Raw genomic sequence first — 18,286 nt, 5'->3', positions numbered from 1 at the left:
AAGCACTATAAAATACACAACTGGTGTAAAAGCCGGCTGCATGGATGGGGTTTACACAGCAAAGGTGTAAGATAAGTGCGGGAAACATGCAAAAAAGAAGATATAAAGGCGTTTCTGACACTTAAGATCAAAAAATATTACACCTTATGGAAGATGGCAGACAGTTTTGTGAAAAATATAAGTGCTTTGTTTTTACAAGGTTTTGAAACCGGTTTCAAGAAAACATTGGAGAGGGGAAAATATATGAAAAAGGAGAACGGTGTTGCAAAACAGGTTGGCAAAAAACTAAACTTCTGGCAGAAACTCTGGAAGTACCGTGTACTGACACTGATGTGTGTCCCGGCAATGATTTTTTTCTTTGCATTTAACTATATGCCATTGCCAGGAATCTATGTTGCGTTTGTTAAATACAATTACCGCGATGGTATTTTTGGAAGCAAATTTGTAGGGTTACAGAATTTTGAGTTCCTCTGGGAATCAGGAAAAATTTTATCACTGACGAAAAATACAATTTTATATAATCTGGCATTTATCCTTCTTGGAAATTTACTTGCGGTCGTGGTAGCGATCCTTTTAAATGAAATGAGATGTAAATGGTTCAAGAAAGTATCACAGACGATGATGTTTCTTCCATATTTCATTTCACAGGTATTGGTCGGAGTGCTGGTATTCAACCTGTTAAACTATGATACCGGATTTGTAAATGAAATCCTCACCAAACTTGGAATTGAAAAATGGGGACCTTACAGCGATCCGCATGTATGGCCGGTACTGCTGGTTATCATTTATCTGTGGCAGCAGACAGGTTACAACTCCGTTGTATATTTCGCATCCATCTGCGGAATTGACGCAGAGATGATAGAGGCATCCAAGGTCGATGGAGCAAATGCATTTCAGAGGATCCGTTACATATTGCTCCCGAGTTTAAAACCTACCGTGATCATCCTGTTACTGTTTGCATTGGGCGGCATCGTAAAAGGTAATTTCGGATTGTTCTACAATATCATTGGTACGAACTCCTTATTATATGACACGACAGATATTATTGAGACGTTTGTTTACAGGGCTACGATGACAGATTTTAACTTCTCGACAGCGTCGGCAGTCGGTCTGTATCAGTCAGTCGTTGGTTTTGTGATCGTTATGGTCGTGAACTATATTGTTAAGAAAATTGAACCGGATTATTCCCTGTTTTAATATCTATGGAGGTCGACTATGAAGAAAAATAACAGCAATAAAGTAAAACTTGGAGCTTCTGATAAGATTGTACGGGGATTTGGATATGTAGTGATCACGATCTATGCAGTTGCGTGTGTATTCCCGTTCCTTTTGATCCTTGGCAGCTCGTTTACGGCAGAAGAAGTGATCCGTGCAGAAGGTGTACAGCTGATTCCGAAACAGTTTACACTGGCGGCTTATGAGATGGTCTGCAAGAGCGGTGGTATCTGGAAATCTTATCTGCTCACGATCATCCTGACGGTGGTCGGTACAGCGATCGGACTGACGATCATAGCAATGACAGGCTACGCATTACAGAGAAAAGATTTCCCGTTCCGCAACGGAATTTCTTTCTACATATATTTTACAAGCCTGTTTTCCGCAGGACTTGCACCGTACTATCTTCTGATGACACAGACTTACCACTTAAAGGACAGCTATTTTGCAGTTTTATTACCGCTTATGATGTCACCGTGGCTGATCATCATGATGAAAAACTTTGTGAAGGCGATCCCGCATGAGATCACAGAGTCCGGCAAGATCGACGGCGCGGGGGATATGAAGATCTTTGTTTCACTGATCCTTCCGATGTTAAAACCGGCACTTGCGACGATCGGATTATTCCTTGCACTGGGATACTGGAATGAATGGTATCAGTCATCACTTTTCTTAAGCTCGAAAGTGGATGTAAAACCGTTACAGTATACATTATATGAAGTTGTAAATAAAATGGATCAGCTCAAAAACTCCGTTGCAGGACAGTATGTATCGTTAGCAGATATCCCGACCGAGGGAATCAAGATGGCAAATGCGATCCTTGCAACCGGACCGATCATTTTCCTGTATCCATTCGTTCAGAAATATTTCATCAGCGGTATTACCGTTGGAGCCGTAAAAGGCTGATCGATACGATTATCACTCTGCATGGGGCAGAGTCATAATAAAAGCAGATTTGTCTTAGGGAAAGACAGATCTGCTGCAAAAATAAATCATATGGAGGGTATGGTATGAAGAAAAGATTTAAGAGACTTGGGGCAATGTTACTCGCAGGTACAATGTTACTTGGCGCCACAGCCTGTGGCGGAGGAAGCAATTCTTCCACAACAGGAAATGCAGCAAAATCGGAAAACAGTGCATCCACTACGGAAGCAGGGGGAACGACAAGTAGTGGTGACATTGACACATCCGAACATGTAGTGATCACTTATATGGTGACCGGTGATAAACCGGATGGACAGAAAGCAGAGCGTCTTGATGAGATGTTAGAAAAACTGAATGCGATCCTGACCGAAAAAGTAAATGCAGAACTTGAGATTTATTACATCGGATGGACCGATTATCTCTCCAACTACAACCTGACACTGGCACAGATGGATGGTTCTGTCGACCTTGTCGGAACTGCATCTGACTGGCTCGATGCCTGGCCAAACGCAAAGAACGGAGCATTCTTAGAGCTTTCCGAGGATATGTTAAAGACCTACGCACCAAAGACATGGGAGAGCGTAAGCCAGGATCACTGGGATCTGTGTAAATATAACGGCTCGATCTATCTGATCCCGGAGGATAATTACGCACAGTGGACCAACCATGGATTTATCTATCGTCTTGACTGGGCAAAAGAAGCAGGACTGACAGATGGTGTCAAGAGCTGGGAAGACCTGACAACTTACTTTAAATATGTAAAAGAAACTTATCCGGATATCATTCCATGGGATTCTGACGGTACACAGTATGCTCAGATGGCAAACGGCTGGATCACCTCCCACAGCAATTTTGTTGCAATCGACGGTATCTGCTCAGGCGCATTATGGGGCGGTACAAAAGATGACCTTTACACGATCACAACACCTGCATACACAGACACAGATATGATGGTCGAGTATGCAAAATTAATGAAAGAATGGGATAACATCGGCGTATGGAAGACAGACGTATTGAACAATACCGCTTCCTCAAACCGTGATGATTACCGTATCGGTCGTGTTGCAGCAGAGCAGCACCACACACAGACCTGGACAGATCTGTGCAGTGCAACTCCGGCAAATACCATTTACCAGGATGACCCGGATGCAGAGTCAGGCTTCTTCTACTTCGGAGAAGAGACCGGAAACGTGGTAGCACTTTCCATCACACACGGTGCAATGGCAGTTTCCGCAGCAAGCAAGAACCCGGAAAGAGCACTGATGGTATATGATTTATTAAGAAATGACGAAGAATGCTACAGATTACTCTGCTATGGTATTGAAGGCGTATCTTACGAGATCAACGATGAGGGACTCCGCACAACTCCGGAGGGATACAACTCAGACACAGACAACATCAACGGTATGACCAACTGGTGGTGGGGACGTAACGACGATCTTGAAATCAGGGACGCTACAAGAAACTGGGATGCAATTGACAAACTTTACAGCGAGTATGATTCCTTAAAGATCGATTATCCGTATGGACAGTTTGTACCGGAAGTTGATGATATCCAGTCTAAGATCGATAACATCAACGAAGTATATACCAACTATACAAAACAGATCTCTTATGGTAAATATCAGGGAACTGCAGAGGAGATCGTTGCAGAGATGCAGGCAGCATTAAAACAGGCTGGTATTGAAGAAGTAACCGCAGCACTGCAGGAACAGTTTGATGCATTATACAAATAGGTATACAATAAAGGCATGATGTGCCGCTATTGAACAGAAGGTGTTGATTCTAAGAAATAGGGGATCAACACCTTTTGTTATAGGAAGGAACTGATACAAAAGGAACATTTTGGAAAAAGAGGAGAGATGACATGGGAAATTTTGAGATCAAAGACAATTTTTATCTGGATGGAAAACCGTTTCAGATCATATCGGGCGCAATTCATTATTTCAGAATCGTTCCGGAGTACTGGAAGGACAGACTTGAAAAATTAAAGGCAATGGGATGCAATACGGTGGAGACGTATATCCCGTGGAACATGCATGAACCGAAAAAAGGGGAATTCCACTTTGAGGGCATGCTTGACATAGAACGTTTTATAAAAACTGCGCAGGATTTAGGGTTATATGTGATCTTAAGACCGTCGCCGTACATTTGTGCGGAGTGGGAATTTGGCGGACTGCCGGCATGGCTGTTAGCGGAAGATGGAATGAAACTGCGCGTTTCCTATCCGCCGTTTTTAAAACATGTGCAGGATTACTATGATGTATTATTGAAAAAAATCGTGCCGTATCAGATCAATTACGGCGGACCGGTCATTTTGATGCAGGTCGAAAATGAATACGGATATTATGCAAACGACAGGGAATATCTGCTTGCAATGAAAGATAAAATGCAAAAAGACGGTGTCGTTGTCCCGCTTGTCACCTCGGACGGACCGTTTGAAGAAAACTTAAACGGAGGTCATTTAGAAGGCGCGCTGCCGACCGGAAATTTTGGATCTAAGACAGAGGAGCGTTTTGAAGTCCTGAAAAAATATACGGACGGCGGGCCATTAATGTGCACGGAGTTCTGGGTAGGCTGGTTCGATCACTGGGGAAATGGCGGTCATATGACAGGCAATCTGGAGGAGAGCGTCAAGGACCTCGACAAAATGTTAGAACTCGGTCATGTCAATATTTATATGTTTGAGGGCGGTACGAATTTTGGATTTATGAATGGCTCGAACTACTATGATGAGCTGACCCCGGATGTGACATCGTATGACTATGATGCGCTATTGACGGAAGATGGACAGATCACGGAAAAATACCGCAGATACCGCGACGTCATTGCAAAATACAGAGAGATACCGGAAGTCACATTTACGACTGAGATCAAAAGGAAGGCATATGGAACACTGCAGGCAAAAGAAAAGGTAAGCCTGCTTTCGGTGCTGGATGACCTCAGTACTCCGGTGGAGAGCAGTTTTCCGCAGAGCATGGAAAAACTGGGGCAGAATTACGGCTATATTTTATATCATTCTACATTAGATACGGAGGAGAAACTCGAAAAACTCCGCCTGTGGGAGGCAAACGACCGTGCCAATATTTTTGTGGATCAAAAACCGGTCACAACACTGTACGATCTGGAACTTTTAAAAGAAAAAGAGCTGGATGTCACATTTGAAAGGGGAGCAGATTTTGATATCCTGATGGAAAATATGGGACGTGTCAATTTCGGACCGCGCATGGAGCACCAGAGAAAAGGCATCGGTCAGTGCGTGCAGGTCAACGGACATATGCACAACCACTGGAAACAGTACACGCTGCCGCTCGACAATATCGAAAAAGTTGACTTTTCCAAAGAATACAAAGAAGGGCTGCCGGGATTTTACCGTTTTACGGTGGATATCGACGAGACAGCAGACACATTCCTGGATTTTGAGGGATGGGGAAAGGGCTGTGTCTTTGTAAACGGATTTAATATCGGAAGATTCTGGGAGATCGGACCGCAGAAAAGACTCTATATCCCGGCGCCGCTGCTGAAAAAGGGCGAAAACGAGATCATCGTATTTGAGACAGAGGGAAAGACCCGCGATACGATCGTGTTGAAGGATGAGCCGGATATTGGCTGAGTGTCCACGAAAATAAAAATCAAGTAATATGAATGGAGCAGGGTATGGCAGGATATTTATTTGTACACTTTACCGGGGAACAGAAGGACGGCGAGCAGATCTATTTTTCCGTGAGCCGGGACGGACTGCACTGGACGGATCTAAACGATGGAAAACCGGTGCTGTATTCGCATATCGGCGAGTGCGGCGTGCGCGATCCGTTTCCGGTAAAAAATCCGCTGAATGGACGTTATTATCTGATCGCAACCGATCTTCGAATCGAAAAGGGTGAGGGCTGGCAGGCAGCGCAGGAGCGCGGCAGCAGGGATATCATCATCTGGGAATCAGAAGACCTCGTGCACTGGGAAAAGGAGCGCGCCCATACAGTCGGCATCCGTGAGGCTGGCTGTGTCTGGGCACCGGAGGCTGTGTTTGACGAGGAAGAACAGGCATTTTTAGTCTTTTTTGCATCCAAAGTAAAATGTGATGGGGAAGAGACTGCAAAACACCGCATCTATGCCGCTTATACAAAGGATTTTGTCACATTTTCGGATACATTTTTGTATATGGAACGTGAGCGGGATGTGATCGATACCACGATTTTAAGGAGTAACGGAAAATATTACCGGATCTCAAAGGATGAGACCGACAGCAGGCTGATCTTAGAGGAGTCAGACAGTCTCCGCGGGGATTTTAAGCGGATCTCCTGCCCGGTTTTTGAAAAATTAAAAGGCGTGGAAGGCCCGGAGGGCTATCTTTTGCCGGAGGGCAGGAGCTGGTGTGTGATCGCAGACCAGTTTGCCGAGGGAAAAGGGTATCTGCCGATGATCACGGAAGATCTGTCATCGGGTGATTTCACGATTTTGGAAAAAGAAAAATATGATCTTGGCAGGACGAAAAAAAGACACGGCGGGGTGTTGGAATTAAGTGACGCAGAGTATGAGAGATTAATTAAGGCAGAAATGGAGGGGTAACATGTTATATCCACAGGAAAATAAGATTCGTGGGATCATTGATTTAAACGGAGTGTGGGATTTTGCACTTGGGACAACGGAGGAACCGGGGGATGCGGTGACATTGCCGGAGCAGATGGAGCCAATCGCAGTTCCGGCATCTTACAATGATCAGAAAGATGATATTGCTTACCGGAATCATTACGGTTATGCGTATTACCGGAGAAATATTACAGTGCCTTCTTATTACAAGGGACAGAGACTGGTGCTTCGCTTTGACGCAGTAACACATTTTGCAAAAATTTATCTGAATGGGGTATTGCTCACACAGCATAAAGGAGGATTTCTTCCATTTGAAGTGGATATCACTGACAAATTATGTGCAGGGGAGAGTGCAGAACTGGTCGTTGCTGTGGATAACCGCATTAATCACAGCACACTTCCGGTTGGAAATGAGGAGGGAACCTCATTTATGGGAGCAGACAATGCAGGAGTGCCGGGAGTTGAAGCTGCAAAACGCTGGAGAAAACCACAGAATCTTCCTAATTTTGATTTCTTTAATTATGCAGGGATCAACCGTCCGGTCAGAATTTATACGACACCGAAGGCGTATATCAAAGATGTAACGCTTGTGACAGATATCCGTGGAACAGATGGCATTGTGAATTATCAGGTTAAGACTTCAGATACAGATGGACAGGAAGTTGTACTGCAGATCTTAGATGCCAATGGAAATGAAGTGGCACAGGCAAAAGGCACTTCCGGGGAGATCGTGATACCGGATGCAAAACTGTGGGAGCCATATCCGGGAACACCGTATCTGTATACGGCAGCAGTCACGTTCGGTGATGATTATTATGAGGAGCCGTTTGGCGTGCGTACGGTGCGCGTGGAGGGGACTTCGTTTCTGATCAATGGAAAACCGTTTTATTTCAAAGGGTTTGGAAAACATGAGGATTCGGCATTTCATGGACGGGGTATGGATGTCTGTCTGGATGTTAAAGATGTCAATCTGATCCACTGGCTGCATGCAAATTCTTTCCGTACCAGCCATTATCCATATGCGGAAGAAATGTACCGCCTGTGCGACCGTGAAGGAATCGTGATCATCGACGAGGTTCCGGCAGTCGGGATCGGTGCCGGAGCAGGAATCAATCCTTATGAGACATTTCCTATCCGTGAACATCATGAACAGGTCATTAAGGACATGATCGCGCGTGACAAAAACCATCCATCCGTTGTTATGTGGTCACTTGGAAATGAACCGGATACGGAGAATTTTCCGGAGTCAGCATACGAGTATTGGCATTCACTCTACGAGCTGGCACATGAGACAGACCCTTCTGACCGCCCAGTCACCTTAGTCTGCTGTCAGAACAACTATGAAAAAGACATTGTCACAAGAAGCATGGATGTCGTCTGCATTAACCGTTACTATGGATGGTACAACCTGTCCGGAGATCTTGACGCTGCCTGCTATGGATTAAATCTTGAACTCGACTTCTGGGAGTCCCAGAATAAACCGGTCATGATCACCGAGTACGGCGCTGATGCCGTAGCCGGTATCCATGAGTGTGTGCCAGAAATGTTCTCGGAGGAATTTCAGGTGGAATTTTATAAGAGACAAAATGCACAGTTCGATAAGAGGAAGTTCTTTATCGGGGAGCATGTCTGGAACTTTGCTGATTTTGCGACCGTGCAGGGATGCATGAGAGTTGATGGTAATAAAAAGGGACTGTTTACGAGAGAGCGCAGACCGAAAATGGCGGCGCATTACTTTAAAGAGAGATGGGGAGAGATACCTAATTTTGAGTATAAGGGTTAGGTGGTAAAGCACAAAGCGGGAGCCACAAACTAAAGGAGAAATCATGTCAAAAAATATTCGTGAAATCAACATCAACCAGATAAAAATCCACGACCCATTCTGGTCTGCCATGCAGCACCGCATGACAGACACCGTCATTCCGTTTCAGGAGAAAGTATTAAATGATGAAGTGCCAGGCGTGGAAAAAAGCCATGCCATTGAAAATTTTCGTATTGCCGCAGGTTTAAGCGAAGGAGAATTTTACGGTATGGTCTTTCAGGACAGTGACGTCGCAAAATGGTTAGAGGGTGTCGCCTATTCGCTTGCGGTAAAGCCGGACAATGAGTTGGAAGCGCGTGCGGATGAGATCATTGACATTATCGAAAAGGCACAGCAGCCGGATGGCTATCTTGATACCTTTTTTATTGTAAAAGAACCGGAACACCGCTGGCAGAATTTGCAGGAGTGCCATGAACTGTACTGTGCCGGACATATGATGGAGGCTGGTGTCGCATACTATCAGACAACCGGAAAAGAAAAACTGCTTCATGTGGTGGAGCGTCTTGCTGACCATATCATTTCCAGATTTGGAGAGGACAAAGAGCCGGGAATACCGGGACATCAGGAAGTGGAGATCGGACTGATGAAACTATACCGTGCAACCGGAAAAGAAAAATACAAAAAGATGGCACGGTATTTTCTGGAGGAACGAGGAAAAAATCCGGATTATTTTTATGAGGAAAAGAAAAAAAGAGGCTGGCAGCATTGGGGACAGTATAGCTTAGAACCGTTAGATCAGAGATACACGCAGACGCACGCTACGATTTATGAGCAGAAAGAGGCAGTCGGACACAGTGTCCGTGCTGTTTATATGTATACGGCAATGGCTGACCTTGCCGGGGAAGATAAAGATGAGAGACTTTATGAGGCATGCCAGACTTTATGGGATAATATCGTAAAGAAAAGAATGTATATCACCGGCGGCATCGGTTCTACGGTTGAAGGCGAGGCTTTTACGATTGATTATGACCTGCCAAACGATATGGCATATGCGGAGGCCTGCGCATCGATAGGAATGATCTTTTTTGCAAAGAGAATGTTGGAAATAAAACCCCTTGGAATTTATGCCGATATCATGGAACGGGAATTTTACAATGGAACCATCAGCGGTATCCAGTTGGATGGAAAACAGTTTTTCTATGTGAATCCGCTTGAGGTAAATCCGGGAACATCCGGCACGATCTTTGGTTATAAACATGTATTGCCGACCCGTCCGGGCTGGTATGCATGTGCATGCTGTCCGCCGAACCTGGTACGTCTTGTAACTTCACTGGGAACTTATGCATGGAGTGAGAGTGAAACGACGCTCTATTCACATCTGTTTCTGGGACAGACCGCGGATTTTGATAAAGCGGTGATTACGGTAGAAAGCAGTTATCCGTGGGAAGGAAAGGTATCCTATCAGGTAAAAGCAAAAAAAGAAAAGGCGTTTGAACTTGCAATTCATATCCCATCCCATATTCGTCCGGACACACTTGCTGTGACAGTAAACGGAGAAAAAACAGATGCCGTGTCTTTTATGAAAAATGGTTATCTTTATCTGAAGAGAAACTGGGGAGAAAATGATGTGGTTGCACTTACATTTGATCTTCCGGTACGAAAAATTTATGCAAATACGAATGTGCGTGAAGATGAGGGCTGTGTCGCGTTGATGAGGGGACCGGTCGTATACTGCTTTGAAGGTGCAGACAATGGTGAGTGCATTCAGGCACTTCGTATACCAAGAGAGATCAAAGCTGAGACGGAACTTTGCAAAGAAGGTGTATTAGCGGGAAATGTGCTGATCCATCTGCCGGGATACCGGATGGAGAGCAGTGATGCGCTTTACTCCGAGGAACGCCCAAAGCGGACAGACGTAATGCTGACCGCAATTCCTTATTATGTATGGGCGAACCGGGGAGAAAATCAGATGCGCGTCTGGATGCCGGAAGAATAAATCTTTTGGCTTATCAGAGACTTATTTTACAGCATCAAAGACAAAGATCAGTTTTCTACACGAAATACCAGACATCCGTGTGCTGGCGGGGTGACAGAGATCGCACTGCCGGATACGGATGTTTTTTCTTTGCTCCAGAGTTCTGTCAGACTGGCATTTTCATGGATGCATAATTCATCACCGACACGGAGAGTTTCAATATCACAATGGATCGTCTGTGTTTCATCTGAGAGATTAAAGAAAGCAATAAAATGTTCGCCTGTAACTGCATTATGTGCGCACCAGATGGCTTTTTCATTGTCAAGACATATCTGATGAGGTTTACAGTCCGGTGTCAGCATGGAAAGTATATCGCGGTTGGTCAAAAGTGCAAGCGTGGCATCGTCTAATTTTGTCAGTTCACAGCCAAGCATTAAAGGAGAGCCGAAAAGACACCAGAGTGTTAACATGGTATGCTGTTCATCTGGTGTAAAATTAGTGTACCATTCGTGTCCGAAGCCTTTTCCAAGCCAGCCGAGCGGCAGCATATCACAGTCCGGATAGCATCCCTTTGAAACATGGTTCTGCCAGAGTTCACAGCGGTGGAACATATCTTTTAACAGATCCCATTTATCCCAGAAATCATCAGTGATACGCCACATGTTTGCGTAAGTTTCATAATGCCATGCATGTTCGATCAGTGCAGGACCCGGAGACAGGGATAAAACGATAGGTCTTCCACAGCGTGTGATCGCCTTATGCAGCATTTCTATCTCGTGGCGTGCAGAATATGGGTTTGCCGGATAAATATTGGTGTTGCAGATATCATCACATTTGATAAAATCGACACCCCAGGAAGCGTAAAGTTCCATCAGGGAATCATAGTAAGCCTGTCCTGCCGTTGTGTCACGTACTCCATACATATCCGGGTTCCATCCGCAGATGGAGGAAGGATTGGCAACCATATCAGCAGTCACATTGCTGCCCTTGATCTTACTGTGATTATGTGCGGCAGTTCTGGGAATTCCTCGCATGATGTGGATTCCAAACTTTAAACCGAGACTGTGGATATAGTCTGCAAGATAGGTAAATCCGGTGCCGTCAGCGGAAGATGGAAATCGATCCGGATCAGGCTGTAATCTGGAAAATTCGTCCATTGCAACGTCGGCAAACGGAATGTACTGGAACTGATCACGCATGGAACCGGCACCGATCGCATACCATTCGATGTCGACAACGATATATTCCCAACCAAAATCTTTTAAATGTGCAGCCATATAGTCTGCATTTGCTTTTACGGCATCTTCTGTTACCGTAGTGTCATAGTAATCATAGCTGTTCCACCCCATAGGCGGCAGCGGTGCAAAATTATTTTTGTTCATAAATACCCTCCAAAAGTGATCTCATAAGCCGATTATACTATATAGAAATTACAATACAATAACGCATTGCATTTTTTTTCACATTTTTTTATAATGATGATGGTATCAAATTAGTCAGATAATAAGAGGAATGATCATGTCCGATAAGAAAACAGTAAAAATAAATGGTTTTGTATTTACAGATGAAGCGGAAGCAGAGCAGGCAAAAAAGGAAGCGCAGGGAATCCATTATGTGGAAGAACGTGCAGATATGCATCATCCGGAAACAGTACTTGAAATCTACACTAAAATGGTAAAGCAGGAGTTGTTTGAGACAGCCGTTGGTTATACTTATCTAAAAGAACTTCAGGAATACCTGATCCAGAATCCTGCAATCAATAATGCGGATATCCTTCCAATCTATGTGACACATCCGATGTTAGAAGAGAGTCTCAAAAAGAAATTAAGGATTTCTGCAAAAAATCAGTCAGATGAAAAGAAAAAACAGGGAAAAGCAGATGGGTACCGCAAAAAGTATGAGATTACATTATTTATATCTGTGATTCTTGCAATCAGTATAATCGGCATGTTTATCATTGCATCGACGAGTGACAGCCCTACAATTTTAAATTATGAGAATAAACTGATCGATAAATATGCGGAATGGGAGCAGGAACTTGATGAGCGGGAAGCTGCCTTGAATGAACGTGAACAGATGGTGGAAGAACCATAGAAGATATCACATTTATTTCATAATTATCTGTTAAATTGTAATGTGAAAAATGGCAGGAATGGAGCATTAAGTATGGAAAAGATAAAGATATTGGTTGTGGATGATGAGAGCAGAATGAGAAAGCTGGTCCGTGACTTTTTAGTCAGGGAAGATTATGAGGTATTAGAGGCAGGAGACGGTGAGGCAGCACTGGATATTTTTTATCAGGAAAAAAATATTGCACTGATCATATTGGATGTGATGATGCCAAAAATGAATGGCTGGGACGTATGCAGGGAAATCAGGGAAACGTCAAAAGTGCCGATCATCATGCTGACAGCAAAGGGTGATGAAGAGGACGAGCTCACCGGATTTGAACTTGGTGTTGATGAATATATCTCGAAACCGTTTTCTCCGAAGATTCTTGTCGCACGTGTCGGTGCGATCTTAAGAAGAAGTGGAAAAGCACCTGAGGAGGGAAAACTTCTTTCCATCGGAGGAATCGTGATCGATCAGACAGCACATACGGTCACAGTGGATGGAAAACAGATTGAACTGAGTTTCAAGGAATTTGAACTGCTTACTTATTTTATGGAAAATGAGGGCATTGCACTCTCCAGAGAGAAAATTCTCAATCATGTCTGGAATTACGATTACTTTGGAGATGCAAGAACCATCGATACACACGTTAAAAAACTGCGTGCCAAGATCGGAGAAAAAGGTGACTATATCAAAACCATCTGGGGTATGGGGTACAAATTTGAAGCAGAAGAAAACGGCAGTGATAAATGATGAAAAAATTGATGAAAGATCGGAAAAGAAAATATTTTGGTTCACTGACACATCAGTTGATACTGATCAGTATCTGTCTGGTTACAGGAACACTTCTTTTATGCTGGTTTATTAATACCGTTTTTTTGGAGCCGTATTATGTGGTCAATAAACAAAATACACTGCTGTCCGGATTTGAGACGATCAATGAAGCGAGTGAGAACGGATCACTAGATGACAGCTCTTTTGATGTGACATTTGATAATCTCTGTGCAAATGGAAATATCACTGTCATGATCATAAGCTCTGACCGGACCATTGTACGGTCGTCCGTGAATGATACACAGAAAATGATGTTGGAATTTATGAACATTATTTTTGGGGAGAAGCAGAATGAAGTGACGGTATTGATGCAGTCTGACAATTATATTATCCAGAAACAGACAGATGCCAGATTGGATTCAGAGTATCTGGTGCTTTACGGGACACTTTCCAATGGGAATCTGATCCTGATGCGGACAGCACTTGAGAGTATCCGTGAGAGTGTCAGTCTCTCTAATACATTTTTAGCATGGGTAGGTGTCATTGCTGCGATCATCAGTGCGGTCGTCATTGTTTTCGTTTCGAGAGGCATAACAACGCCGCTTTTACGTCTGACGGATATATCGAAGCGGATGACGGAACTTGATTTTGAAGCAAAATATCAGCCTGGGAGCAGATATCACAATGAAGTGGACGAGCTTGGCGAATACATGAATGTCATGTCAACTACGTTAGAGCACACGATTTCTGAACTAAAGAGTGCAAACAATCAATTACAGATCGATATCGATAAAAAAACACAGATCGATGAAATGCGGAAAGAATTTTTATCAAATGTTTCACACGAGTTAAAAACACCGCTTGCACTGATACAGGGATACGCAGAAGGACTGAAAGAATGTATTAATGATGATGCGGAGAGCAGGGACTTTTATTGTGAAGTCATCATGGACGAAGCAGACAAGATGAATAAAATGGTCAAAAAACTGCTGACTTTAAACCAGCTTGAATTTGGTAATGAGGTCATTACCATGGAAAGGTTTGATCTGACGGAACTGATACAGGGAGTGATCAATGCGTCTGCGATCCTTTTAAATCAGAATGAGATCACATTAAACTTTTCGCAGCAGGAACCGTTATTTGCCTGGGCGGATGAATTTAAGGTGGAAGAAGTAGTGACCAACTATTTAAGCAATGCGATTCATCATGCAGAGGGTGAAAAAAGAATTGATATCCGCTGTGTAAAGAAAAATGATAAAGTCCGCGTCAGTGTTTTCAACACCGGAAAGCCGATACCGGAAGAAGATGTGGATAATATCTGGATCAAATTTTATAAGGTGGATAAAGCAAGAACCAGAGAATACGGCGGCAGCGGTATAGGTCTTTCTATTGTTCAGGCGATCATGGATTCATTCCATCAGAAGTGTGGTGTGATCAATCACGAAGACGGAGTAGAATTCTGGTTTGAATTAGAGACAAATAATGGAAATTTTTTCAGTTGATAAATGATACCAAAAATGCTAACATATGGATAGAGTATATTCTATTATTTACAGATATCATGAGAGGAATACCATGAAAAGAACAGGAATGAGATTAACGGCAGTGGCAGCAGTAACAGCATTGCTGCTTGGAGGATGTGGAGAACAGCCATACAGTTTAACAGAAGATGAAGAAGGCGTGATTGTGGATTATTCGGCACACGCTGTGGCGAAGTTTAATACGAGCCAGCCGGAAGGTCTTGCAAATGTGAGTCATGATGAGCAGGAGACGGAATCTACGGATGAACCACAGGAGACAGAAACAGAGAACAGAATTACACTGGATGCATCCGGTAATGCGTCTGCAGGTGAACAGATTGCAGAAGATGGAACAGAGCAGGCTGCAGCAGAGTCTTCCACTCTTGATGAACTGTTTGGCGAAGAAAACCTGACCATAGCATATGCCGGAGCCGAGATTGCGGCGGATTATATGGAAGGCGGATACTATTCGCTGGATGCAGAGAAAGGAAAAGTATTTGTTATTGTCAGTATTGATATTACAAATTCCGGAACAGATGAAATAGCGATCGACAATTTTGCAAAGACACCGAAGTTTTCTGTCATGGTCAATGGTCAGGAAAAAGCAGATGAGGAAAATACCATACTTCCATCTGATTTTGCATTGTATCAGGAAACAATTCCGGCTGGTGCGACAGAAAATACCGTGTTACTGTTTCAGGTACCGGACAGTGTGACAAGTATTGAAAGTCTGGATCTGTATGTAAATATCAGTGGAACAAATTATCAAATTACTTTGTAATGATATTAGTAATGTGTTATAATGACATTAATATTTATGCAATGGCAAAAGCAATGAATTGCGTAGCAAATGATACGCGGGAGGAGAGACAGGAATGGATACAAATATACTTTTAGAGTCAGGAACGAATGAGCTGGAAGTCCTGGAATTTACATTAGGAAATAATCATTATGGAATCAATGTTGCAAAGATCAGAGAGATATTGACGTATCAGCCGGTAACACCGGTACCAAATTCTCATCCAAGTGTGGAAGGTATTTTCATGCCGCGTGATACAATGATTACCGTTGTTAATCTGAAAAGATGTCTGGGGATGGCAGAGAGTGGAGATGGCAAGGGACTTTTTATCATCACAAACTTCAACAAATTAAATATTGCGTTTCATGTAGATGCTGTAATTGGCATTCACCGTGTATCATGGGAGTCTATTATCAAGCCGGATTCGACGATCAATACAGAGGATAACAGTGCATCCACAGGAGTGATCAAGATGGATGACAAGCTGATCATCATCCTTGACTTTGAGAAAATCGTATCTGATATTAGTCCGGAGACAGGTCTTAAGGTATCAGATGTTGATAATATGGCAAGCCGTGAGCGCTGTGATTCACCGATCCTGATCGCTGAGGATTCGCCACTTCTTAGCCGTCTGATCACAGACTGTCTGAAGAAGGCAGGATACACCAATCTGATCGTGACAATGAATGGCCAGGAGGCATGGGATAAGCTGACCGAATTTGAAAAGGCGGGTAATGTACGTGATAAGGTTCATTGTATTATCACTGATATCGAGATGCCGATGATGGATGGACATAGACTGACCAAACTTGTTAAGACGAACGATAATATGAAGAAGATACCGCTTATTATTTTCTCATCTTTAGTTAATGAAGAAATGAGAATCAAAGGTAAACAGTTAGGGGCAGATGCCCAGTTGACAAAACCTGAAATCGGCAATCTTGTAGAGGCTATTGATAATTTAATTGATAAAAGCATTGATTAGGTTGAAGCGAAGAAGGGGATGTGATATATTGTCACATCCCCAAATTAAGTTATAGGCTTGACGGAGGTGTCGGATGAGCGGGACAGAGGATTATCTGGATGGACTGTTAAATTCCTTATCAGAAAAAGATATGGATGCAGAGAAAGAAACCGGGAGTAAAACGATGCGGACAGAGGATGATATTATGAATGAGATGGAAAATGATTTACTTTCCAAAGAGGCGGAAGATAATTTTTTAGAACAATTTGAAAAGGAATTGGCAAATGAGAAGTCTGCACCAGAAGCGGAAACAAAAGATGATTTCTTTAACAGTTTAGATCAGATTGTAGATGGAACAGGTCAGAATAATAAAGAAGATGATTTCATGATGGATACGCTTGGAGATATTCCGGGAATTGATGATATCATGAAAAAGGAAGAACCTGCACAGACATCAGAACCGCAGACGGATGAAAAAGAAGAAAGCGGGCAGCAGGAGAATACGAAAGCACCGGAGAATCTAGGCGGACTGGGTGATCTAGACGGACTTGGAGATTTTGGAATATCGGATGATATATCGGAGGAAAGCGCTGACGTGACAGAAGGTGCACAGATGACGGATCACACAGACAAAGGCGAAAGTGATGCTTTAGGCATGGAGGATGCAGCCAGTGATGGACTAGACGATTTTGGAGATCTTGGTGAAGCGGATATATTTGGAGATGATGGAGCAGGAGAAAGTGAAAATACTTCGGACAGCATGTCAGATGTCATGCCAAATGACAGGGAAGACAAGCCGAAAAAAGAAAGTTTCCTGAAAAAATTATCACGTATTCTTTTTGGGGAAGATGATGAGGATGAGGAAGGTGATCCTGCATCGTCCGGAAAAGAAGTGATAACAGAAGAAAATGCAGGCGACATTGATCTGTCAGATCCGAATATGCAGATATTACAGGAACTTGGAGATATTCCAGGTATATCGGACGCGCCGAAGGAAGAAGAAAAATCAGATCCGGAAGAAGATAAAAAGAAGAAAAAAGAAAAAAAGAAAAAAGAGAAGAAGCCAAAGAAAGAGAAAAAACCGAAAAAGCCAAAGAAAGAAAAGAAACCGAAGCCACCAAAGGAGCCGGATCTGACACCTCCACTCCCGAAGGTACCGGTAATTCTGATCTTTGTGATGGTATTTTCATTCCTTGTTCTTGTAGTATTAGCAACTAATTTAGTGGGTTATTCCAGCAGTTTTTCAAATGCGGAAGATGCATATGCAAAGGGCAATTATGAGCAGGCATTTCAGGATGTATCTGGTCTTGAGGTAAAGGAGAAAGATCAGGATACATACAGAAAATACCGTATTCTTGCATACACGGCAGGGCAGTACAGAGCATATCAGAATCTGATGAATCAGAAAATTTATGATATGGCGTTAGATTCGCTGATCAGTACGATCGGAAGATGTGATGAATACAGCAGTGATGCCAAAGAACTTGGATGTGACAGAGAGATTTCAGACATACAGGCAAAAGCAGAGGAGGCATTGGAAGCATTTAAGATCGATGCCCAAAGAGCACTTGAAGTGTATGGCATGAAAGACCGGACTGCATATTCAAAAGAGATTTACCGGATACTGGATGATGCAGGACTTAGTGAGGAATAA

Annotated in this window: 14 protein-coding genes; 13 read left to right on the top strand and 1 reads right to left on the bottom strand. The window is 43.3% G+C overall.

The features are described 5' to 3' along the window. Nucleotides 1-243: 243 nt before the first annotated feature. The 7 genes from DXA60_RS04275 to DXA60_RS04245 all read left to right on the top strand — a co-directional run bounded on the left by DXA60_RS04275 (nt 244) and on the right by DXA60_RS04245 (nt 10,484). Nucleotides 244-1,197, top strand: a complete 954-nt coding sequence (locus DXA60_RS04275) for an ABC transporter permease (RefSeq protein ID WP_117919899.1) — start codon at nt 244-246, stop codon at nt 1,195-1,197. 18 nt (nt 1,198-1,215) lie between these two features. Further along, nucleotides 1,216-2,121: a carbohydrate ABC transporter permease gene (locus DXA60_RS04270; RefSeq protein WP_117919810.1), complete on the top strand. Its 906-nt coding sequence runs from the start codon at nt 1,216-1,218 to the stop codon at nt 2,119-2,121. Nucleotides 2,122-2,225: 104 nt separating this feature from the next. Then, nucleotides 2,226-3,875, top strand: coding sequence for an ABC transporter substrate-binding protein (locus DXA60_RS04265; protein ID WP_117919808.1), 1,650 nt, complete (start codon nt 2,226-2,228; stop codon nt 3,873-3,875). A 131-nt stretch (nt 3,876-4,006) separates the two neighbouring features. After that, a complete protein-coding gene (locus DXA60_RS04260) occupies nt 4,007-5,752 on the top strand; it encodes a glycoside hydrolase family 35 protein (protein ID WP_117919806.1) in 1,746 nt (581 codons plus the stop codon). Between the two features lie 44 nt (nt 5,753-5,796). Further along, a complete protein-coding gene (locus DXA60_RS04255; protein ID WP_241070919.1) occupies nt 5,797-6,705 on the top strand; it encodes a glycoside hydrolase family 43 protein in 909 nt (302 codons plus the stop codon). A 1-nt stretch (nt 6,706) separates the two neighbouring features. Then, nucleotides 6,707-8,509: a beta-glucuronidase gene (gene uidA, locus DXA60_RS04250; protein ID WP_117919804.1), complete on the top strand. Its 1,803-nt coding sequence runs from the start codon at nt 6,707-6,709 to the stop codon at nt 8,507-8,509. A 43-nt stretch (nt 8,510-8,552) separates the two neighbouring features. Further along, on the top strand, nt 8,553-10,484 hold the full coding sequence (locus tag DXA60_RS04245) for a glycoside hydrolase family 127 protein (RefSeq protein ID WP_117919802.1): 1,932 nt from the start codon (nt 8,553-8,555) through the stop codon (nt 10,482-10,484). Between the two features lie 47 nt (nt 10,485-10,531). Here DXA60_RS04245 and DXA60_RS04240 read toward each other — a convergent pair whose 3' ends face one another. Continuing rightward, nucleotides 10,532-11,845, bottom strand: coding sequence for a glycoside hydrolase family 27 protein (locus tag DXA60_RS04240; protein ID WP_117919800.1), 1,314 nt, complete (start codon nt 11,843-11,845; stop codon nt 10,532-10,534). A gap of 136 nt (nt 11,846-11,981) precedes the next feature. On the opposite strand from DXA60_RS04240, the gene DXA60_RS04235 reads away from it, so the two are divergent. The 6 genes from DXA60_RS04235 (at nt 11,982) to DXA60_RS04210 (ending at nt 18,286) form a co-directional block, all read left to right on the top strand. Further along, on the top strand, nt 11,982-12,557 hold the full coding sequence (locus DXA60_RS04235; protein WP_117919798.1) for a hypothetical protein: 576 nt from the start codon (nt 11,982-11,984) through the stop codon (nt 12,555-12,557). A gap of 72 nt (nt 12,558-12,629) precedes the next feature. Continuing rightward, nucleotides 12,630-13,328, top strand: coding sequence for a response regulator transcription factor (locus DXA60_RS04230; RefSeq protein WP_117919796.1), 699 nt, complete (start codon nt 12,630-12,632; stop codon nt 13,326-13,328). Then, complete coding sequence (locus DXA60_RS04225; RefSeq protein WP_408639576.1) at nt 13,328-14,851, top strand: sensor histidine kinase; 1,524 nt, start codon at nt 13,328-13,330, stop codon at nt 14,849-14,851. Before DXA60_RS04230 ends, DXA60_RS04225 begins: the two co-directional genes overlap by 1 nt. A 73-nt stretch (nt 14,852-14,924) precedes the next feature. Further along, entirely contained in the window at nt 14,925-15,650 is a 726-nt protein-coding gene (locus DXA60_RS04220; protein WP_117919792.1) for a DUF4352 domain-containing protein, read from the top strand. Between the two features lie 94 nt (nt 15,651-15,744). Continuing rightward, nucleotides 15,745-16,653 carry a chemotaxis protein gene (locus tag DXA60_RS04215; RefSeq protein ID WP_117919790.1) on the top strand — a complete coding sequence of 303 codons (909 nt, stop codon included), beginning with the start codon at nt 15,745-15,747 and terminating at the stop codon, nt 16,651-16,653. A 73-nt stretch (nt 16,654-16,726) separates the two neighbouring features. Continuing rightward, nucleotides 16,727-18,286 carry a hypothetical protein gene (locus DXA60_RS04210; RefSeq protein WP_117919788.1) on the top strand — a complete coding sequence of 520 codons (1,560 nt, stop codon included), beginning with the start codon at nt 16,727-16,729 and terminating at the stop codon, nt 18,284-18,286.

It is taken from the genome of Roseburia sp. OF03-24 (genome assembly GCF_003463035.1).
In the GTDB taxonomy this organism is placed as follows: Bacteria; Bacillota; Clostridia; order Lachnospirales; family Lachnospiraceae; genus Roseburia; species Roseburia rectibacter.
This window is presented reverse-complemented; position numbering and strand designations above follow the sequence as displayed.